Annotated in this window: 19 protein-coding genes; 15 read left to right on the plus strand and 4 right to left on the minus strand. The window is 48.7% G+C overall.

Going from position 1 to position 19996, the window contains the following annotated elements; genetic code table 11:
* Positions 1-24: 24 nt before the first annotated feature.
* Positions 25-717, plus strand: coding sequence for a VWA domain-containing protein (locus M1E06_RS02145; RefSeq protein ID WP_023857089.1), 693 nt, complete (start codon positions 25-27; stop codon positions 715-717).
* Positions 718-767: 50 nt separating this feature from the next.
* On the opposite strand, the gene M1E06_RS02150 is transcribed toward M1E06_RS02145, so the two are convergent.
* Both M1E06_RS02150 and M1E06_RS02155 read right to left on the minus strand, forming a co-directional pair.
* Positions 768-3119 (minus strand): FdhF/YdeP family oxidoreductase, encoded by a 2352-nt coding sequence (locus M1E06_RS02150; protein WP_023857090.1) that lies wholly within the window; start codon positions 3117-3119, stop codon positions 768-770.
* A 33-nt stretch (positions 3120-3152) separates the two neighbouring features.
* Complete coding sequence (locus M1E06_RS02155) at positions 3153-4415, minus strand: L-lactate MFS transporter (RefSeq protein ID WP_023857091.1); 1263 nt, start codon at positions 4413-4415, stop codon at positions 3153-3155.
* 266 nt (positions 4416-4681) lie between these two features.
* Here M1E06_RS02155 and fdhD point away from each other — a divergent pair, with 266 nt between their 5' ends.
* From fdhD to M1E06_RS02170, 3 genes are all read left to right on the plus strand, one after another.
* Entirely contained in the window at positions 4682-5473 is a 792-nt protein-coding gene (gene fdhD / locus M1E06_RS02160) for a formate dehydrogenase accessory sulfurtransferase FdhD (RefSeq protein WP_023857093.1), read from the plus strand.
* A gap of 14 nt (positions 5474-5487) precedes the next feature.
* Positions 5488-6513, plus strand: coding sequence for a GTP 3',8-cyclase MoaA (gene moaA, locus M1E06_RS02165; protein WP_023857094.1), 1026 nt, complete (start codon positions 5488-5490; stop codon positions 6511-6513).
* Between the two features lie 152 nt (positions 6514-6665).
* Complete coding sequence (locus M1E06_RS02170) at positions 6666-7145, plus strand: hypothetical protein (RefSeq protein ID WP_023857096.1); 480 nt, start codon at positions 6666-6668, stop codon at positions 7143-7145.
* 38 nt (positions 7146-7183) lie between these two features.
* Here the strand turns inward: M1E06_RS02170 and M1E06_RS02175 are convergent, their stop codons facing one another.
* Entirely contained in the window at positions 7184-7567 is a 384-nt protein-coding gene (locus M1E06_RS02175) for a GRAM domain-containing protein (protein ID WP_023857097.1), read from the minus strand.
* Positions 7568-7741: 174 nt separating this feature from the next.
* Here M1E06_RS02175 and M1E06_RS02180 point away from each other — a divergent pair, with 174 nt between their 5' ends.
* A complete protein-coding gene (locus M1E06_RS02180; protein ID WP_020453242.1) occupies positions 7742-8143 on the plus strand; it encodes an Rrf2 family transcriptional regulator in 402 nt (133 codons plus the stop codon).
* 74 nt (positions 8144-8217) lie between these two features.
* A complete protein-coding gene (locus M1E06_RS02185; protein ID WP_023857098.1) occupies positions 8218-8859 on the plus strand; it encodes an NAD(P)-dependent oxidoreductase in 642 nt (213 codons plus the stop codon).
* 45 nt (positions 8860-8904) lie between these two features.
* Here M1E06_RS02185 and M1E06_RS02190 read toward each other — a convergent pair whose 3' ends face one another.
* Complete coding sequence (locus tag M1E06_RS02190; RefSeq protein WP_031305133.1) at positions 8905-9291, minus strand: DUF5362 family protein; 387 nt, start codon at positions 9289-9291, stop codon at positions 8905-8907.
* Positions 9292-9623: 332 nt separating this feature from the next.
* Here M1E06_RS02190 and btr point away from each other — a divergent pair, with 332 nt between their 5' ends.
* The 9 genes from btr (at position 9624) to M1E06_RS02235 (ending at position 19995) form a co-directional block, all read left to right on the plus strand.
* Positions 9624-11219: a bacillibactin transport transcriptional regulator Btr gene (btr, locus tag M1E06_RS02195; RefSeq protein ID WP_023857100.1), complete on the plus strand. Its 1596-nt coding sequence runs from the start codon at positions 9624-9626 to the stop codon at positions 11217-11219.
* Between the two features lie 91 nt (positions 11220-11310).
* Positions 11311-12267: an iron-hydroxamate ABC transporter substrate-binding protein gene (locus M1E06_RS02200; protein WP_023857101.1), complete on the plus strand. Its 957-nt coding sequence runs from the start codon at positions 11311-11313 to the stop codon at positions 12265-12267.
* A gap of 17 nt (positions 12268-12284) precedes the next feature.
* A complete protein-coding gene (locus M1E06_RS02205; protein ID WP_020453237.1) occupies positions 12285-13289 on the plus strand; it encodes a FecCD family ABC transporter permease in 1005 nt (334 codons plus the stop codon).
* Positions 13282-14301, plus strand: coding sequence for a FecCD family ABC transporter permease (locus M1E06_RS02210; RefSeq protein ID WP_023857102.1), 1020 nt, complete (start codon positions 13282-13284; stop codon positions 14299-14301). The genes M1E06_RS02205 and M1E06_RS02210 overlap by 8 nt, the downstream gene beginning before the upstream one ends.
* Before the next feature lie 40 nt (positions 14302-14341).
* Complete coding sequence (locus M1E06_RS02215) at positions 14342-15190, plus strand: alpha/beta hydrolase (RefSeq protein ID WP_020453235.1); 849 nt, start codon at positions 14342-14344, stop codon at positions 15188-15190.
* A gap of 221 nt (positions 15191-15411) precedes the next feature.
* Positions 15412-16191, plus strand: coding sequence for a 2,3-dihydro-2,3-dihydroxybenzoate dehydrogenase (locus M1E06_RS02220; RefSeq protein ID WP_033155065.1), 780 nt, complete (start codon positions 15412-15414; stop codon positions 16189-16191).
* 24 nt (positions 16192-16215) lie between these two features.
* A complete protein-coding gene (gene dhbC / locus M1E06_RS02225; RefSeq protein WP_025810653.1) occupies positions 16216-17406 on the plus strand; it encodes an isochorismate synthase DhbC in 1191 nt (396 codons plus the stop codon).
* A 14-nt stretch (positions 17407-17420) separates the two neighbouring features.
* Positions 17421-19043 carry a (2,3-dihydroxybenzoyl)adenylate synthase gene (locus tag M1E06_RS02230; protein WP_020453232.1) on the plus strand — a complete coding sequence of 541 codons (1623 nt, stop codon included), beginning with the start codon at positions 17421-17423 and terminating at the stop codon, positions 19041-19043.
* Positions 19044-19068: 25 nt separating this feature from the next.
* Positions 19069-19995, plus strand: a complete 927-nt coding sequence (locus M1E06_RS02235; protein ID WP_216904190.1) for an isochorismatase family protein — start codon at positions 19069-19071, stop codon at positions 19993-19995.
* Position 19996 lies beyond the last annotated feature (1 nt).

The following is a 19996-nucleotide window of genomic DNA, read 5'->3' on the forward strand; positions in this document are numbered from 1 at the left end:
AGTGCGGAAAGGAAAGTGAGAAAGGTGAAAAAAAGGTTTACTCTGTTAACAACGTTCACCATGCTTTTGTCATTGGCTCCGGCTGCTGCTTTCGCGGCTGAAGACGGAAATGCGGACAACAGCAAAAAAGATGTCAATGTTGCAGTTGTGCTTGATGCAAGCGGCAGCATGGCACAAAAGGTTGAAGGAGAAAGAAAATTTGATATTGCCAAAGAATCCGTAACCGACTTTGCTGACCTGCTTTCAAGCGATGCGAATGTTATGCTGAATGTGTTCGGACATAAAGGCAACAATAAAAACTCCGGAAAAGAACTATCTTGCGGTACGACGGAAACCGTCTATGATCTGCAGCCGTTTTCTTCCAACTCGTTCGAAAACGCTTTAAGCGGAATTAAGCCTACAGGCTGGTCTCCGATTGCAAAATCTCTTTATGATGTAAAAGAAGATCTTGCCGATAAAGATGGTAAGAATTATGTTTACATCGTGACAGACGGTGAAGAAACATGCGGAGGAGACCCTGTTCAGGCAGCGAAAGATCTGCGCAAATCCAACATTAAAACAATCGTCAACATTGTTGGACTTGATGTGAAAACCGTGAAAGAAAAAGCTAAGCTTAAAAAAGTAGCTGCTGCTGGCGGCGGAAAATTGATTGAAGCCGACTCAGCTTCTGATTTTAAAAAGGTATGGAAAGAAGAAGGCGTAAAACTGTCTCAGTAACTCCGTACGAGAGCGGGACGGCCGCAGTGCCGTCCCGACCTTCTGTTAAGCTAATCTGTCGACATTTCGAGTTCTTCGATTCGTTTTTCTGCATAGCGCGGATCTTTTCTTGAATGGAAAATCTCCGCCTTTTCAATCATGACCGCCGTGTTGTATTCCGGAATACGGGCATGGTTTTCGTATACGCCTTTAGGGATCAGGACATTTCCTTCCGGCCAGTAGACCGCCGTGTTTCCGCGTTGTACGGTGGCATATTTTGCCCGGCCTTGGAAAGTTCCGTAGCGGTTGAATAGAACGATCGCTTCTCCATCTTGAATATAAAGCTCCTCGGCATCTTTTGGATTGATCATGACATCCCGGCGATCTGCCGCGTTGAAAGGATCTTTTTCACTATAAATCATCGAGTTGAACTGTTTTCCCCTCCTTGTCGTCACGAGGAAGCGTCCTTCAGTTTGTCTGTTTTCAGGAAGATCGACGGGGATCAGGTTACCCTTACCGTCTGCCGTCGGACACATCCCGCCTTCACAAAGCCAGGCGCCGCCCCATTGAAAGACATCTCCGCGTTTTTTTAAATGCTGAATCCCGTCATAATTCCTGTTGGCAGCAGCGATTTCTTCACGGATTTCTGCAGCGTCGTCAAAATGGATCAGTTCTTTGTCTGCGGGCCGAACCCGTTTGGCAAGATCCATATAAATTTCCCATTCAGAACGGGCTTCTCCGATGCGCGGTCCTTTAATTTCAGGGCTGAAATAGACCATCCGTTCCGTACTGGTCGAGGTTCCTCCGCCAGGCTGTTCATATCTTGTCATTGCGGGGAGAATGATAACTTCTTCTTTGGCATCGACAAGGGTGGAAGTATTGAAGATGATGTCCTGATGGACTCTCATCTCAACTTCCTGTAATGCTTTTTTGATAAAATCGGGGTTCGGCATCGTTTCCAAAAAGTTGCCTCCGCTCGTATAAAACACTTTTACTTTTCTTTCGCTTTCGTTCGGCAGCAGCATGTTTTCGATTGTCTGGCCGATCGTATCGCCTTGCCAAGTCGGTATACGGAAGCCCCAAATCTTCTCGATCCGTGCGGTAGTTTCTTCGTCAAAATCACCGCCTGGCAGGACGAAAGGATCGGCACCCATTTCTCCAGAACCCTGCACACCGCTGTGCCCTCTGATCGGCATAAGGCCGCAATGCTTTCTGCCGATGAATCCTTGTAAAAGGGCGAGATTTGCCACCTGTGAAATGTTGTCGGTCGCAAAACGGTGCTGTGTGAGTCCCATGCTCCAAATGAAAACGCCGGTTTTCGCCCGGGCCAGCAAGATGGCGAATTCTTTCATTCTATCTTTCGATATGCCGGATGACTCTTCAAGCGTCTTCCAATTTTGTTTTTCGATATGCTGTTTAAGCTCATTGAATCCGTTTGTGTGTGCTTCGATAAAAGCGCGGTCAATGCTTGAACCGGGGGCCTCCCGTTCCATTTCAAACCAGTGCTTCATTACCCCGTTCATAAAGGCAATGTCGCCGCCGATATTGACTTGGTATACGTCATCAGTGATTTTGGTGCCGAAAAGGGCGCTCTCAGCTATCGATGGAATCCAGTATTTCTCCATCGAAGGTTCCAGGTACGGGTTGATCATAATGATTTTTGTTCCCGCTTTTTTGGCGGCATACATGTATTTTGTTGACACCGGCTGGTTATTGGCGGCGACAGATCCCCAGAAGACGAGGACATCCGTCCCGATCCAGTCTCGGTAGCTGCAGCTTGAGGCGCCGATGCCAAGGGACCTTTTTAAAGCCGTTTTGCTTGGCGAGTGGCAGATCCGCGAGGCGTTGTCAATGTTGTTTGTGCCGATAAACCGAGCCGCTTTTGCGGCTGTATAGTATACCTCATTCGTAATACCCCTGGCCGTTAAATAAAAGGCGAGCTGTCGTTTATCAATCGATTTGATTTTGTCCGCGATTCGGCTGAGTGCTTCGTCCCATGAAATTCTCGAAAACGACCGTTCTCCTTTTTTTCTCGACAGCGGATAAGGGATACGTCCGAGCTTTCTCAGCTCGGTGCTATCCAGCTTTCTCAGCTGTTCAATGTCGGCGGACAGCCATTTGTCCTCGATCGCAGGCATCGTATTTAAGCGGAGGACGTTCAGCCGCGTCGTGCATAGATGAGGCCCTGCGAGCGTCTGATCACGGAGCCCGGATACACCGAGCGCACAGCCGTCGCACACGCCTTGCGTCAAAATTCTGTAGGCGTACGAAAGGTTGTCTTTATTGTCCCACGCCGTTTTCATCGTATCTCTGATATGCTTTGGCTTTACCTTTCCGAGTCCCAGCGGCGCCCAAGACGCCCACAGTTTTGGCGCGGGTTTTTTATTCAGCTTCATCGGACCTTCATGCTTTGTTTTTCCCATTCCATTCTCTCCTTTCCAGCGGATACTGCCAGATCATCCTTTTATCGAGTTTGAGACATGAACCGCCGCTTTTTTTCGCAACTGTTTAATGTCGGTTCTAATGAAGATCGAAATGAACAGGCCGATGGCGAACAGTGCTGCGAAAACCGTCAGGCTCTGGCTGTAGCTTCCTGTTGCATCACGCACCCAAGAAGAGAACATCGGGCCCGCAAGTCCTGCCGCCGCCCATGCCGTTAAAATGTATCCGTGAATTGCACCGAGCTGCTTTGTTCCGAACAAATCCCCGATATAAGCCGGAATTGCGGCAAACCCGCCTCCATAGCACGTATAGATCAATGCCATCAAAACAGAGAATACGGCCTTGTCAGAAATAAACGGCAAAAGCGGAAAGGCGATCAGCTGTACAGCGAAAAAGACGGTATACGTATTCGGCCGGCCGATGTAATCAGATGCTGAGGCCCAGCCGATCCGCCCTAAGCCGTTAAATGCGCCCAAAACGCCGACGAGAGCGGCAGCAGCGGCGGCGGACATGCCCGCACTTTCCTGCGCCAGCGGCGAAGCGATGGATATGATGGCGATTCCGCACGTAACATTAATAAAAAGCATCAGCCATAAATAATAAAAGCGTTTCGTTTTAATGGCTTCATTTGCCGTCAGCTGGGAAATATCGGCGCTTTGCGCCTTTCCGTTTTTTTCGGTTGAAAATCCTTCAGGCTTCCAGCCGTCTTCCGGCGGAGCGAGGTAAAGCGAAGACAGCATCATCACAAGAAAGTAGCAAATGCCGAGAATAAAAAAGGTATTGGCTATACCGACCGCTGAGATCAGCATCTGTATGATCGGGCTGCTGATCAAGGCCGCAAATCCGAATCCCATAATGGCTAGCCCCGTAGCCAAGCCGCGGCGGTCAGGAAACCATTTAACAAGCGAAGATACGGGCGTAATATAGCCGACGCCGAGTCCGATTCCTCCGAAGACGCCGTAAAACAAATAAAGCAGGGGAAGGGAGCCGATCTGAACGGCGAAGCCTGAAAACGTCACGCCAGCTCCGAAGAAAAGAGCGGCAAGCATGCCTGCTTTTTTAGGGCCGTGCTTTTCGACGAAGTGCCCCAAAAATGCGGCTGAAAGACCGAGAAATAAAATAGCGATGCTGAACGTCAGGCTGATCTGGCTGAGGCTCCAGCCGAAGGTTTCAGCGAGCGGGTTTGTAAAGACGCTCCATGCGTATACAGACCCGATAGACAAATGAATACCTACAGCACATAAAGCAATGAGCCACCTGTTTTTCACTTTTTTCATGCGAGAACCTCCTGTGGAAAAGAAAGGCTTGTCATAAAGACAGAAGGCTGCCGGGGAGCGATTGTTTGAAAGCGGTTTCCGGGGTTGCTGCGAAGAAAGGCAGTCTGTTTGAAAAGTGTATATTTTTTGAACTTTTAAAAAATAATATCATGTTTTCAAGCTATCAACAAGATGAAGCTTCCAAATTTGACCTGACGGTTGTGAAACGGCATGATAGACGAGTATAGTAATAGATATGATAAGAAACAAAGGGGCGGGGTTTATTCATGGGGAAAAACATCACAACAAGCCGAAAAATTTTCCGTTATGATAATGGAGAGATGACACAGCAAGAAGATCAGATGGCAACGGAATTCCCCCTGACTGTCATGGTGAACGGTGAGGAATTTGTCACGCTTGTTTGTTCGCCGGACAGCCTGGAAGAACTGGTGATCGGATTTCTCGCGTCTGAAGGTGTGATCCGATTTAAAAATGAGATTAAAAGGTTTACAATAGATGAAAGTCTCGGATTCGCATATGTCGACCTTGTCAGCTCAAAAAAGCTGGTACTGAAGGATTACACGAAGCGGGTGATCGGCTCCTGCTGCGGAAAAGGGCGGCATTTTTATTTCCAGCAGGACGTCAAAACCGCAAAAACGGCGATTGACGGCGTGACCATTACGCCTGAGAACTGTTTGGCGCTGATGCGCGACATGCAGAAAAACAGCAAGCTTTTTCGCCATACGGGGGGCGTTCATAATGCCGCTTTGTGCAGCACTGACAAGCTGATTGCAGTCAGATCTGATATCGGAAGACATAATGCGCTTGATAAATTGTACGGATATTGTCTGCTTCACCAGGTCCCTGTGCGCGACAAGCTGATCGTGTTCAGCGGCAGAATTTCTTCGGAAGTGCTGCTTAAAGCCGCAAAAATCGGGGTTTCCGCGGTCATTTCCAAGTCGGCGCCGACCGAGCTGGCCATTCAAATGGCAGAGGAGCTGAATATCATGACGATTGGTTTTGCCAGGAACCGGTCATTTAATGTATATACGCATCACGAGCGAATTCAGTTAACATAAAGGAGGCAACAGGCGTGAACAACAACAGTGAACAAGTTTTGGATCAGAAAAGCCGGCCGCTTCGGGATTTAAGAATTTCTGTCACCGACCGCTGCAACTTAAGATGTACGTATTGCATGCCTGCCGAAATCTTTGGACAGGATTATCCGTTTTTGCCAAAAGGCGAACTGTTGTCCTTTGAAGAGCTTGAACGATTGGCCAAGCTGTTTGTTCATCAGTTCGGGGTGGAAAAAATCCGCCTCACCGGCGGCGAGCCGTTGATGAGAAAAGATATGCCGGAATTGGTCGGGAAGCTTGCGGAGATCAAAGGGATTCGCGATATTGCGATGACGACGAACGGCGTTCTGCTGCCGGTTTACGCTGACAAGCTGAAAAAAGCGGGGCTGAAACGGGTTACGGTCAGCCTGGATTCCCTGGATGACGAGCGTTTCAAAGCGATCAACGGCAGAGGCGTCTCCGTCAGCAAGGTGCTGGCCGGAATTGAAGCGGCGAAAGAGGCCGGACTCGGCGTCAAGATCAACATGGTCGTCCAAAAAGGGGTCAATGAAAAGGATATTTTGCCGATGGCCCGCTATTTTAAAGAAAAAGGCCATATTTTGCGGTTTATTGAGTTTATGGATGTCGGGAACACAAATGAATGGAACCGTCAGTCAGTGGTGACAAAAGCGGATATCATCCGGATCATCAATGAAGACATGCCGGTTGAACCGATCGACCCGAACTACAAAGGAGAAGTCGCCAAACGGTACGGATATCTGGACGGTTCAGGAGAAATCGGTTTTATCTCTTCTGTATCCGATGCTTTTTGCAGCACGTGCAACAGAGCAAGACTATCAGCGAAAGGCGAGCTTTTCACATGTCTTTTCGCATCGAGCGGGTTTGATTTAAGAACTCTGATCAGAAGCGGGCAGACCGATCAGGAGCTGGCTAAGGCGATCGGCACCGTCTGGCGGAATCGCGATGACCAGTATTCGCTCGACCGCGCTCTTTCAAAAGCGGCTCCGCGGAAAAAGGTTGAAATGTCCTATATAGGAGGATAATTGACCGCCTTGGAGAGAGCCGTCCATTGAAAAGATGGGCGGTTTTTTTCATGCTTCAGAGGCCGGCTTGACTTGCATATTGACAGGTTTGATACGGGGGGAAAAGCGGAAATTCTTTAAAAAACATGGGCTGAAACAGAAAGGATGATTGAATGTTCGGACTGCAGGATATTGTCAAATTCTTCTGGTCGTTCTTGATCGTTTTTCCCGCCGTGTCGGTGCTTCATGTCTTGGGCCACAGCGTCATGGCGGTGTTGTTCGGCGGGAAATCTTCGCTTGAAATCGGGATGGGCAAAAAATTGCTGAAAATCGGCCCTGTGCAAATCAGAAGTGTTTACTTCATGGATTCCTTCTGCAAATACGGAGATCTGAAATACGATAACCGTTTTACGAATGCGATGATTTATGCCGGCGGATCGCTGTTTAATTTAGCGTCTATTTTTATTGTCAATCTGCTGATTATCAAAGACATCATACCCGAAAATATTTTTTTCTACCAGTTTGTTTATTTTTCAACCTATTATGTATTTTTTGCTCTGATTCCCGTGAGATATTCCGAAAATCATCTATCTGATGGAATGGCAATTTATAAAGTGCTGAGATATGGGGAGAAGTACGAGATTAATAATTGAGTATGCCGGCTGCGGGCACAACCCGAAGCCGGCGTTTTTCAGACATGCATGATGTCTTCAGGCAGTTTCCTTAGCTTTCGAACGGATTCGATGAATGTTTCCAAAGGATCACAGCCGCTAAAATATTGAAATGCTTCCCGATCCCCGTCGTTCATCACGACGAGGTGATCGCCTCCTGTTATCAGCCCTTTTTCTCGGCGGAACGAGGAGATGGTATCATAGCGGATGTCAAGGTGAAAAGGGGCGCCAAACAGAGAAGAATAAAACATGAGCCGCCTGTCAGTGGCCGCAAGCACGCCTCTGTAAGGAGTGTAACGTGCAGACAGTCTCGCGTTATAAGCGCAAAGAATAATAGATCTGATCTCTTCATTCGGCTCAAGCCGGACATCCAAAGCTGCTTTTCCTTCTGCTATCTCTTTCATTGAAAACACTCCTTTCATCAATCAATACGAAAGATCCTATGAAAAAGTTCCAAAGTGAGACATGAAGGTGGTTTGAAAAAAATTTTATTTATTCTTACGATTATTAAGGATATGATAATAGTTGACAAAAAACTTATCCTGTAACTATAATAATTACATCGGTGGTGAAAACTTATGGTGAACACCCGTCTTTCAGTGGCCATTCATATTTTGTCTTTAATCGCTGCAAACCCGCGGGAATCTTCGGAAATGATCGCCGGGAGCGTCAATACGAACCCGGTTGTGATCAGACGCATGATCAGCCAGCTCAAAAAAGGCGGTATTCTGACGTCGCGGCCGGGAGTGGCCGGGGCAACCCTGAAAAGAGATCCTGAAGATATATCTCTGCTGGATATTTACCGCGCGGTTCAGCCGCAAGAGGAATTGTTTGCGATTCATGACAAGCCGAATCCAAACTGTCCGGTTGGAAGACAAATTCAAACAACGCTTGACCAAACGTTTCACAGCGTTCAGCAGGCGATGGAGAACGAATTGGCCAGCAAGTCTCTTAAAGACGTCTTAACTCATCTCTTTTAAATAAGAGATGATGTTTCATCATCAACATGTAACTTATTTTGTTACAAATACTTAAATTATTGGAGGAAGCGATTATGAAAATTGGTATTATCGGTGCAAGCGGTCAAGCGGGCAGCATGATTTTAAAAGAAGCATCAGAAAGAGGACACGAAGTGACGGCAATTGTCAGAAGTGCGTCAAAAATGGCGAACAGCGGTGCAACTGTCGTTGAAAAAGACATTTTCAACCTAACAGCGGCAGACATCAAAGGATTGGATGTTGTCGTCAATGCATTCGGCGCGGCTCCAGGGCAGGAGCATCTCCATGTTGAAGCTGGAAGAAAGCTGATTGAACTGTTTAAGCAGGCTCCTGAAACAAGATTAATCGTCGTAGGCGGTGCAGGAAGCCTTTATGTCGATAAGGAAAAAACAACCCAGCTGTACGATACGCCTGAGTTTCCTAAAGAATACTTGCCGACGGCTAAAAATCAGGGGCAGAACCTTCAGGATTTGAAAGAAGCGGAGGGACTGAAATGGACGTTCATCAGCCCGGCGGCATTTTTCAATCCGGAAGGAAAGCGAACAGGTTCATATCAAAAAGGTCAGGAAAACTTAATCGTAAACGCCGCCGGAGAAAGCTACATCAGCTATGCAGACTATGCCATTGCAGTGGTGGACGAGGCTGAAAAAGGCGAGCATATCAATGAGCGTTTCACTGTTGTCGGTGAAGCCGAATAATAAAAGCCTGTCTTGGGATCAATTCCCGAGACAGGCTTTTGATTTTCATTCATAATAATAAGGATCATATCCGCTGTGTAAATCAGTAAGAATACCTAAAAAGATGAGGAAGAAAAAGGCGACTATGCATAAAATAAAGATCACAATAATGGATAGTAAGAAGAAAAATTGCCATTTCATAAACTTCACATAGTTGTCAAGCAAGGCTTCATGCGGTTCTTGCGGCATGTCATCACTCATTTTCTGAGCGGCGTTTGCCGATTTTATAAGGTAGATCCCCGAAAAAATCATCAGCACACCTGGAGCGGCTCCGATGATAAGCAAAGAAATTCCGAAGAAGGCATAGATGCCTCCGCCGATAATCATAAAAACGCCGGTTATTTTCCCCCATTTTGCAATCGCATCAAGCGATTTTTTCATGCTGGATGTCATTTCCAAAATAAGAAGTCACGCCTTCCCTTTAAATATAGTCATTTCTCTATAGTTATACACCAGGCAAAAAGATATTGAAATGATAAGTATTGATTTTTTATTATATTTTAAAGTGCACATTGGGCAAATGACCGCACTGACAACATTATTCCCCAATAAAAGCGACTGTGTTATAGTAAATCGTAAGAAGCATATTGCTATAAGTGATGTGAAATGCACCTTGCAAACTGGTATTTTGTGCCGGACCAGAACCCCGCAACCAATTTACCATATTGTTTTAGGGGCATTTTTATTTTTGTGATATTACTGGTGTTAAGAAAGGCGGTTTTTCTATGAAATCTTCTTATTTCTATCGTCTCTTGCAAGTCGATCATATAAGAAAGCCCGGCGATCTTCCGGATGAACAGCAGCTGGCAGACTCTTTTGTTTTGATCTTTCACTTGAAGGGTGAAGGGAGAATTGATATACAGGCATCAGGCAGTCCGCTCCAAAAAGAAACGCTGTATATTGTTCCGCCTTATGAAACATTCGGAATCACAGCTTCGTCAGCTGAAATCAGCGGGTATCTCATCAGGCTGCAGCCCTACAGCTATGACGACCGCCGCCTGACACTTGAAGCAGACACCGATCCTGACGTTTTTTCCGACCTTCAGATGATGAATGTCCATTCTGTCGGAAATCTGGCCTCCCGCCTTCAGGAACTTTCCGCCTTATGGCCGGCATCTTCAGCACTCCAGGAGCTGAAATGCCAAGCAGACCTGCAGCAGCTTTTGTACGATATCTATTCGGCTAAACTGACCCATCCCGAAAACACCGCATCAGCCATAGGAAAAACAAAGGAGTATATTGAAGAGCATTCAGATGCACACCTGACGCTTGATCAACTCGCGCAAATGGCCGGAATCAGCGCGAAGCACTACAGCGAAACGTTCAAAAAGCTGTACGGTCGAAGCGTGACAGAGTTTATCACTGAGACGCGGATGACGAAAGCAAAGCAGCTGATGGCAAAAGCAAGCTACAAGCTGAGGGAAATCTCAAGCCAAATCGGGTATCAGGATGAATTTTATTTCAGCAGGACATTTAAGAAGCATACGGGCTTATCCCCGACCGTTTATATGAAAAAAAGGCGCAGGAAACTGGCGGCCTACGGCCAGAATACGATCGGTCAGCTGATACCGCTGCACCTCATTCCTTACGCAGCTTCTCTGCATCCGAAGTGGACATCGTATTACTATAAACATTACGCGGCAGATATTCCGGTTCATCTGAGCGCTTACCGCTTTCACGAGCCGTGGGAAGAAAACCTGCGGACATTGTCATCGGCTGCCCCTGAGCTCATTATCAGCATGGACAGCGTGTCTCACGAGGAACGGAAACAACTCCAGTCGATCGCCGATGTCTTCTTTTTGCCTTCACAGGAACAATGGAGGAGGCATTTTATGCTGACCGCATCCCATTTGGATGAAGAAGCGGAGGCTCAGAAATGGCTGCTGTCTTACCAGCGTCTCACCGAAACCGCAAAAGAAACGCTTTATCCAATCTGCGGACGCCGAAGTTTTTTGTTTTTGCGCCTGCATAAACACGAGATTTATCTGGCGCATAACCGCTCTGTTCAAGATGTATTTTTCGGCGACCTTGGCTTTGAACCTGCTGTATCGCTGGAAGAACCGATTGACCGGTCCGTCTCCATCGAAACGATTGCGGCATATCAGCCGGATATCATCATGATTTTCATTTTTAAAGAGCCCGAGACGCTGGCATTCTACCGGGAGCTGCAGCAGTCGGCTGCATGGCAGGATTTGAAAGCGGTGCGGCATCACCGGGTGTATCAGGTGAATTCAGATCCTTGGCGGGAATATTCCGCATGCAGCCATGAACGAATCATTCGCCAGGCGGTTCGGCTGCTGTCCGGAAAAAATCCATTTTAATTGCCGGATATAATCCATGGTGTTATCGAAGAGGCAACCCTATAATTTTAATTGATAATAGTTATCAATTAAATCAGGGGGTCTCAGTCAGATGAGAAAACTATCAATCTTATTATTTATTCTCCTTCTCGCGTTTGGCGCAGCGGGATGCGGGAACAGCAAAGAAAAGGCGGGCGGCGATGGCAAGAGCTCAGCATCAGCTGAGAAAAGCATCGAGTACCTCGATCATACATACAAGGTGAAGACCCCGGCCGAACAAATCGTCATTACGGGAAGCGTGGAATCGATGGAAGATGCCAAGCTTCTGGATGTTCACCCGGCCGGTGCCATTTCCTTCTCCGGAAAGTTCCCGGACCTGTTCAAGAGCATTACTGACAAAGCAGCTGCCGTCGGTGAAAAAACAGAACCGAATCTGGAGAAAATTCTTGAGCTTAAACCGGATGTCATCCTGGCTTCAACGAAATTTCCGGAAAAAGTGGTGAAAAAACTGGATAACATCGCGACGACGATTCCTGTTTCCCACGTTTCTTCAAACTGGAAAGACAATTTAAATCTGCTGGCTGAACTGACAGGCAAAGAAGATAAAGCGAAGCAGATTATTTCGGATTATGAAGCAGACCTTAAGGAAGCAAAAACAAAGCTTGAGAAAACGGCCAAAGATACAAAAGCGCTCGTTGTCAGAATTAGACAAGGCAATGTCTTTATCTATCCGGAAGACGTATTCTTTAATTCCACATTATACGGCGAGCTCGGCTTCACAGCTCCAAAAGAAGTCAAGGCGGCAAAAGCCCAGGAGTTGGTTTCTTTAGAAAAACTGAGCGAAATGAATCCGGACTATATGTTTGTTCAATTCTCTGACGATGAGAATGCAGACAAGCCGAATGCGCTGAAAGATCTAGAGAATAATCCAATTTGGAAAAGCATTTCTGCAGTGAAAAATGACCATGTATTTGTCAATGCTGTAGATCCGCTTGCGCAGGGCGGCACGGCATGGAGCAAGGTTGAATTTTTAAAGGCTGCAGCTGAGAAATTGGCGCAGAACAAATAGAAAAGGTTTCTTGAACGATGCATTCAAAGCAAATGACCCGCATCATTATGATTTCTGCTCCGTTTGCCATACTGCTGTCCGTTTTTCTGTCGGTATGTTACGGTGCAAAACAGCTTGAGCCCGAAGTGATTTTTTCAGCGCTGCTGCATTTTGATCCGGGCAACACAGATCATCAAATCATTTGGCATTCCCGCCTTCCGCGCGCTGCCGGCGCTCTTTTAATCGGAGCGGCGCTGGCGGTGTCCGGTGCGCTTATGCAGGGTATCACCCGAAATTATTTAGCTTCTCCGTCGATTATGGGCGTTTCCGACGGATCAGCATTTGTGATCACGCTGCTGATGGTGGTGATTCCGGGTTCGACCTCCCTGGAGATGATGGGCTATTCGTTTATCGGATCAGCCGTTGGCGCCGGCCTCGTCTTCGGCCTCGCCTCGGTGATTCCAAACGGTTTTATGCCGGTTCAGCTTGCCATCATCGGAACGGTCACAAGCATGCTGCTCAGCAGTCTGTCAGCGGCGATGTCGATTTACTTTCAAATTTCCCAGGACGTCAGCTTCTGGTACAGCGCCAGGCTGCATCAATTGAATCCCGAGCTGCTGAAGTATGCTGTGCCGTTTTTTGTGATCGGCATCATTCTGGCGCTCTCTCTCAGCAAAAAAGTGACAGCTTTATCATTGGGAGATGACATTTCCGAAAGCCTCGGCCAGAAAAAGCAGGCCGTCAAATGGACAGCGATGGCAGCGGTTGTCATTCTGACAGGCTGCTCCGTCGCCATGGCGGGAAAAATTGCTTTTGTCGGACTGATTGTACCGCATATTACGCGTTTTCTCGTCGGGGCGGATTACAGCCGGATGATTCCATGCTCCTGCGTTCTCGGCGGCATTTTTTTGACGCTGGCCGATCTTCTCAGCCGGCTGCTCAACTATCCGTTTGAGACACCGATTGAAGTCGTCACTTCGGTGATCGGCGTTCCTTTCTTCCTTTATTTGATCAAAAGAAAAGGAGGGGAGCAGCGTGCCTAAAAAGGTTGCAGTCATCTATGCTGTTTTTATTGTGCTGATTCTCACAATCTGTTATCTCAGCATAACAATAGGATCGTTTGCCGCACATCCGGCTGAGCTGTTATCAACATTGCTTCACATCAATCCGAATGAGCAATACGCCATTCTTCTTTTTGAGCTGCGTCTTCCAAGGATTGTGACGGCAGCACTCGTGGGTCTTGGGCTCGGCATTGCCGGTTCCGTTATCCAGGCGATGACAAGGAACGGACTGGCTGACCCGGGAATCCTGGGGATTAATGCCGGTGCGGGTGCAGCAATCGTCGGCTACATGCTGATCTTTCAAGGCCAGACTGAAACGACAAGCCTGCTCGCTGCAATGGGGATGCCATTCTTCGGCTTGATCGGGGGCATTTTGGCGGCGATATTCATTTTTATGTTTGCCTGGCATGGCGGCAACTTGGATTCGGGCAGAATTATTCTCGTTGGGATCGCGATCAATTCGGGTTTCAGCGCTATTTCGCTGTACCTGTCATTGAAGATGAATCCGAATGACCACGAAATGGCCATGGTTTGGAAAAACGGAAGCATCTGGTCGGCGAATTGGACGTATATTCAAGCGGCACTGCCGTGGCTGCTGCTTCTCATCCCATTCCTGCTGACAAAATCCGGCCTGCTCGATACCATTCGCTTTCATGAAGATACGGTGAAGAGTCTCGGCGTATCCGCCAATGTTGAAAAAGTGGTGCTGCTGACGGCTTGTGTCGGCATCATCAGCGCCTGTGTGGCTATCTCTGGAAGCATGGCATTTGTCGGCCTGATTGCTCCGCACATCTCGCGGAGGCTCGTCGGCGTTCTGCACCGCCACTCATTGCTGTTAAGCGGATTGATCGGGATGTTTCTCGTATTATGCGCTGATTTTGCCGGAAAGCTGCTGTTCCAGCCGTCCGAAGTGCCGGCGGGTATCATCCTCGCCATTTTCGGTGTGCCTTACTTCTTATTTTTACTGTTTAAACAAAAAAAGACGGTTCATTAGACTGTTTTTAGCTCAATCAAAGAGGGGAAGGGAGAATCACATGGCTCAAGAAAAACTTCAGCAGTCTGTCAATGCTGCTGAATGTATTCCGGTGGCGATACCGGGGACAGAACAGCGGTGCATGCGTTCAACGGATGGGAGCCGCACATACCGGATTTTTATTGCGAAACCATTTGGGGAACCGCCGCCCGCAGGATATCCCGTAATTTATCTGCTTGACGCCAATTCCGTGTTTGGAACAATGGTGGAGGCATTGCGGATGCAGTCGCGTCGTCCCGATAAAACCGGCGTCGTGCCGGCCGTTATCGTCGGCATCGGCTATGAAACCGACGCTCCCTTTGACCGGGGGCGATATTACGATTTTACTCTGCCGGATTCGGGCGCCGAGCTGCCCAGGAGACCTGATGGAGCAGACTGGCCGGAGCCGGGCGGGGCGAAAGCTTTTCTGTCCTTCATCGAACAGCAGTTAAAGCCGGAGATCGAACAGGAATTCACGATTGATGTGAAAAGGCAGGCGATTTTCGGTCATTCCCTTGGCGGACTTTTTGTTCTGCAGACCCTGTTTACAAAACCGGCCCTGTTTCAGACATATATCGCCGGAAGTCCGTCCATCCATTGGCACCCGTCCTTTTTTGATGAAGAGCATGACTTTATTTCGAAGCTGCAGGAAGCGGATTGCGATGTAAAGGTATTGCTCGGGGCGGGAGAGCTTGAAAAGACGCATAAAAGCGGGATGAACGACAATGCAAAAAGGCTGGCCGCCCGCTTGGCCGCCTTGGAAAAGCAGGGGATTCGTGCGGAGTACCATGAATTTAAAGGGGAAGGTCATATATCGGTTCTGCCTGTGTTAATCAGCAGAGCGCTCCAGTTTGCCTTCAAGCCTGTTTGACAGCGGGGCGCTTCCGGCGCCCCGAGCTTTAAGAAAAGATAAGAATGGATAACAGATAATATACCATGAGCATTGATACGGATAAACAATCGAAAACGATTTGACCGTTTGCATTTATTGGTATATTATATTTTTAAACGATAATGATTATCATTATCAATTAAGGATTTAGCTGGCAGTGACTCTTTGAGACTTGGGAGCTGCCGTTTTTAAGAAAGGAAATGATAAGAGTGAAAGGCAAGGTTGCTTTGGTGACTGGGGCTTCGCAAGGAATCGGCAAAGAAGTGGCTCTGTCGCTTGCTGAACGTGGGGTGTTTGTTGCCGCAGCTGATCGAAATCGAAAAGGGCTGCTTGAACTTGAAGCCGAACTTGAACGAAAAGATCTGCAGGGTTCCGGTTTTGCCGCGGATGTGGGAGACAGTGCCGCCGTCGATCAGCTTGTGGCCCATGTTGAACGCGAGATCGGTCCGATAGACATGCTTGTCAATGTAGCCGGCGTGCTCAGAACGGGTCTGATCCATTCATTGAGTGATGAAGATTGGGAGAAGACGTTCAGCGCCAACTCTACCGGGGTTTTTAACGTATCGCGTGCCGTCGCCCGCCGGATGATTTCGCGCAGAACTGGAGCGATCGTGACTGTCGGATCAAATGCGGCGGCAGTGCCGCGGATGCATATGGCCGCCTATGCGGCCTCTAAGGCGGCCGCTTTAATGTTTACGAAATGTCTCGGCCTTGAACTTGCCGAGTACAATATCCGCTGCAATATCGTATCGCCCGGATCAACCGATACGCCGATGCAGCGGTCGCTATGGCAAGGTGAGGAAGCTGCGCAAGGCGTAATTGAAGGATCACTTGAAACATTCAAAACGGGAATTCCGCTCGGAAAATTGGCTTCGCCGGCTGATATTGCAGATGCTGTAGTATTTTTGCTGTCTGACGGGGCTCGTCATATTACGATGCACGATTTGCGCGTCGATGGCGGAGCAACGCTTGGAGCCTGATTCAATCTAAAGGAGGTTTTAATGATGATAGAACGTCATGTCGTGTCAGAAGCGCTTGCCGATCAGCTGTTGAAGGAATATCAGGCCGGAGCTTCATTCTTTTTCTCTTCCCCTGAGCGGACCATTCTGGCGGAAGGTGTTTTGGCTTCTGTTTCTCAAACGGAAGAGCAAAGCCTTGCTCAGCGGGCTGCGGAAGTTCTGAAAAAAGCGAGGGAGAACGGGCAGAAAAATCCGATGGTGGTCGGAGCCGTACCGTTTGACGATACAAAGCCGGCGCAGTTAACCGTGCCGGTCGAAGCGTGGCAGGCGGGGCCGCTGACATGTGAAGAAGACGGTAAAGAGGAGCCTGAACCTGCCCTGTACCCCTATGATATCGAGCAGATTCCAAGCCCGGAAGCGTATATGACCGGGGTCAGACGAGGGTTGGCAGGTATAGCAGCAGGAGAATACAGTAAGATCGTCCTTTCCCGGTCTTTGCAGCTGACCTCGCCGATCAAAGTCGATATCGGTCAATTGCTGCGAAATCTTGCCCGCCGCAATACAAGCGGGTACAACTTTGCCGTTGACTTAACCGGGCAATCGCCGGAAGCGCCTCGTACCACTTTGATAGGCGCAAGTCCTGAGCTGCTTGTATCACGGTCCGGGTTCCGCGTTACGGCAAATCCTTTAGCAGGTTCAAGACCTCGAAGCGATGATCCTGAAGAAGATCGAAGAAGGGCGGCTGAACTGCTTGCTTCTCCTAAAGACCGTCACGAACATGCGGTCGTAGTCGAAGCGGTTGCTTCCGCGCTCAAGCCGTTTTGCCGAAAGCTGGAGGTGCCGGAACCATCGCTGATCAGCACGCCGACGATGTGGCATCTTTCAACTGAATTGAAGGGAGAGCTTACAGATCTTTCTGTATCTTCATTAGAGCTCGCCGCCGCTCTTCATCCGACGCCCGCTGTTTGCGGCACGCCGACGAATGCGGCGAAAGAAGCGATTAAACAGATTGAGCCGTTTGACCGCGGATTTTTCACAGGTATGGTCGGCTGGTGTGACGCGGACGGTGACGGTGAATGGGTCGTAACGATTCGCTGTGCTGAGGCGGAGGAACACGCGCTGCGGCTGTACGCAGGCGCCGGAATTGTCGCCGGATCGAAGCCTGAAGAAGAACTTGCAGAAACGTCTGCAAAGTTTCGGACGATGCTTCTTGCGATGGGAATGAACAGTGAATAACGGAGGGATAAAGGATGTTGAAAGGGTGCCCAACATGGCCGAAGGAGTTTGCGGATAAATATCGGAAGGAGGGATGCTGGCGAGGCGAAACATTTGGGGGAATGCTGAGGGAACGGGCCGAAAAACATGGCAGCCGCATTGCCCTTACATACGGAGATACCCATTTAAGCTATCAAGAGTTAGACAAGAGAGCCGACTCTTTGGCCGGCGGTCTTTTAAAGCTTGGGATCAAAAAAAATGACCGCGTCGTTGTCCAGCTGCCGAATGTCATCGAGTTTTTTGAAGTTTGCTTTGCACTCTTCCGAATCGGAGCTCTGCCTGTCTTTGCGCTTCCATCGCACAGACATAGCGAGATCACGTATTTTTGCGAGTTTTCTGAAGCTGCTGCTTATGTGATTCCCGATCATCACGCAAGGTTTGACTACCGCAAGCTGGCGAGACAGGTAAAGGGAAAGCTGCGGGGGCTTCGTCATGTCATTGTCGCCGGAGAATCGGAGGAGTTTGAAGCGCTGTCGGGCCTTTATGATCAGCCTGCACCTCCGCAGAACGTCCATTCAGAAGATGTCGCTTTTCTTCAGTTGTCAGGGGGAAGCACAGGTCTTTCTAAGCTGATCCCGAGGACGCATGATGATTATATATACAGCTTGAGGGTCAGCGCAGAGATTTGCAGGCTTGATCACAACAGCGTGTATCTTGCCGCTCTTCCAATTGCTCACAATTATCCGCTTAGTTCGCCGGGAGTGCTCGGTACACTCTATGCGGGAGGCCGAGTCGTTCTTGCGTCAGGAGGCAGCCCGGATGAAACCTTTCCTCTGATCGAAAAGGAGAGGGTTACGATCACAGGTCTCGTACCGCCGCTTGCGCTAATCTGGCTTGACGCTGCTCCGGCGCGCCGGGACGACTTGTCAAGTCTCCAGGTCCTTCAAGTCGGCGGAGCGAAATTCAGTGCCGAAGCCGCCAGACGCGTCACATCGGTGTTTGGCTGCAAACTGCAGCAGGTTTATGGCATGGCAGAAGGTCTGGTCAACTATACCAGACTTGATGATCCTGAAGACACGATCGTTCACACACAAGGCAGACCGATGTCTCCGTTTGACGAAATTAAAATTGTGGATAAAGAAGGACGCGAACTTGGACCCGGACAGACCGGGGAGCTTCTGACAAGAGGTCCTTATACGATCCGCGGCTATTACAAAGCTGAGGAACATAATGCCAAAGCGTTCACAGAAGACGGGTTTTACCGTACGGGCGACTTGGTCAAAGTCAATTCATCAGGCTATTTGATTGTTGAAGGACGAGCCAAAGACCAGATCAACAGAGGCGGGGAGAAGGTTGCCGCGGAAGAAGTGGAAAACCACCTGCTCGCACATCCCGCCGTACTCGATGCGGCGGTTGTCTCGATGCCGGATCAATTTCTCGGCGAAAGAACGTGTGCGTATGTTATTCCACGCGGCGCTGCACCTGCTCAGGCTGAATTGCAATCGTTTTTGAGAGAAAGGGGCCTTGCAGCCTACAAAATACCCGACCGGGTGGAAATGGTTGAAGCATTCCCGCAGACAGGCGTAGGAAAAGTCAGCAAAAAAGAACTGCGTACAGCGATTGCTGAAAAAATGTCTGCAGCTAAGAATATCACGTGATAAAAAAATGAGAGGATGTGATTTGATGGCCATTCCTGCCATCTTACCGTACCAAATGCCAGAAGCATCAAATATGCCGAAAAACAAGGTGTCATGGACTCCTCATCCGAAGCGTGCTGCACTTCTCATCCATGATATGCAGCAATATTTTCTCAACGCTTACCGTTGCGGCGAGTCTCCGGTAACAGATCTGCTGGCTAATATTAAGAAGCTTCGGAAGCGATGTGCCGAGCTTGGCATTCCGGTTATTTTCACGGCTCAGCCAGGCGCTCAGACACCGGAAGAACGGGGGCTTCTCCAAGATTTTTGGGGACCCGGAATCGGTCCTGATCCCGATGAGCAGAAGATCGTAGATGAGCTGAAACCGAATGAAGGCGACATCGTTCTGACCAAGTGGAGGTACAATGCGTTCAGAAAAACCAACCTTTTAGGTGTGCTGGAGGAGCAAGGTCGGGATCAGCTCATCATCACCGGCATCTATGCTCATATCGGCTGCCTGATGACGGCATGTGATGCGTTTATGCAAGATATTGAAACGTTTTTTGTCGCCGATGCGGTGGCGGATTTCTCATTAAAGCATCATGAAATGGCCATCACATACGCAGCTGACCGCTGCAGCGTCACAACCACTGCAGAACAGCTTTTGAGCCAGCTGAAAGATGATGCAAGCCATGAACACGCAAAAGAAAGCTCTCATGCACTGACAAAACAGATCATTCGCGAACAGGTCGCATCGCTTCTTCTTGAATCACCTGAAATGATAAGCGACAGCGAAAATTTGATTTACAAGGGACTTGATTCCGTAAGAATCATGAGTCTCGCGGAGCGCTGGCGCCGAGCGGGGCGGGAGGTGTCATTTGTGGAGCTTGCGGAGGACCCTTCGATTGATAACTGGTGGAGACTGTTGTCCTCCTCTAAAGAAGCACCCTTGCCAAATGCAGACTATCAATGAA

The sequence above is a fragment of the Bacillus sp. AK124 genome, assembly GCF_053903085.1.

Coding starts and splice junctions, on each gene's coding strand:
- M1E06_RS02150 (WP_023857090.1), bottom strand. CDS start 3,119: ATGGGAAAAACAAAGCATGAAGGTCCGATGAAGCTGAATAAAAAACCC.
- M1E06_RS02155 (WP_023857091.1), bottom strand. CDS start 4,415: ATGAAAAAAGTGAAAAACAGGTGGCTCATTGCTTTATGTGCTGTAGGT.
- fdhD (WP_023857093.1), top strand. CDS start 4,682: ATGGGGAAAAACATCACAACAAGCCGAAAAATTTTCCGTTATGATAAT.
- M1E06_RS02170 (WP_023857096.1), top strand. CDS start 6,666: ATGTTCGGACTGCAGGATATTGTCAAATTCTTCTGGTCGTTCTTGATC.
- M1E06_RS02175 (WP_023857097.1), bottom strand. CDS start 7,567: ATGAAAGAGATAGCAGAAGGAAAAGCAGCTTTGGATGTCCGGCTTGAG.
- M1E06_RS02180 (WP_020453242.1), top strand. CDS start 7,742: ATGGTGAACACCCGTCTTTCAGTGGCCATTCATATTTTGTCTTTAATC.
- M1E06_RS02185 (WP_023857098.1), top strand. CDS start 8,218: ATGAAAATTGGTATTATCGGTGCAAGCGGTCAAGCGGGCAGCATGATT.
- M1E06_RS02190 (WP_031305133.1), bottom strand. CDS start 9,291: ATGACATCCAGCATGAAAAAATCGCTTGATGCGATTGCAAAATGGGGG.
- btr (WP_023857100.1), top strand. CDS start 9,624: ATGAAATCTTCTTATTTCTATCGTCTCTTGCAAGTCGATCATATAAGA.
- M1E06_RS02200 (WP_023857101.1), top strand. CDS start 11,311: ATGAGAAAACTATCAATCTTATTATTTATTCTCCTTCTCGCGTTTGGC.
- M1E06_RS02205 (WP_020453237.1), top strand. CDS start 12,285: ATGCATTCAAAGCAAATGACCCGCATCATTATGATTTCTGCTCCGTTT.
- M1E06_RS02215 (WP_020453235.1), top strand. CDS start 14,342: ATGGCTCAAGAAAAACTTCAGCAGTCTGTCAATGCTGCTGAATGTATT.
- M1E06_RS02220 (WP_033155065.1), top strand. CDS start 15,412: ATGATAAGAGTGAAAGGCAAGGTTGCTTTGGTGACTGGGGCTTCGCAA.
- dhbC (WP_025810653.1), top strand. CDS start 16,216: ATGATAGAACGTCATGTCGTGTCAGAAGCGCTTGCCGATCAGCTGTTG.
- M1E06_RS02230 (WP_020453232.1), top strand. CDS start 17,421: ATGTTGAAAGGGTGCCCAACATGGCCGAAGGAGTTTGCGGATAAATAT.
- M1E06_RS02235 (WP_216904190.1), top strand. CDS start 19,069: ATGGCCATTCCTGCCATCTTACCGTACCAAATGCCAGAAGCATCAAAT.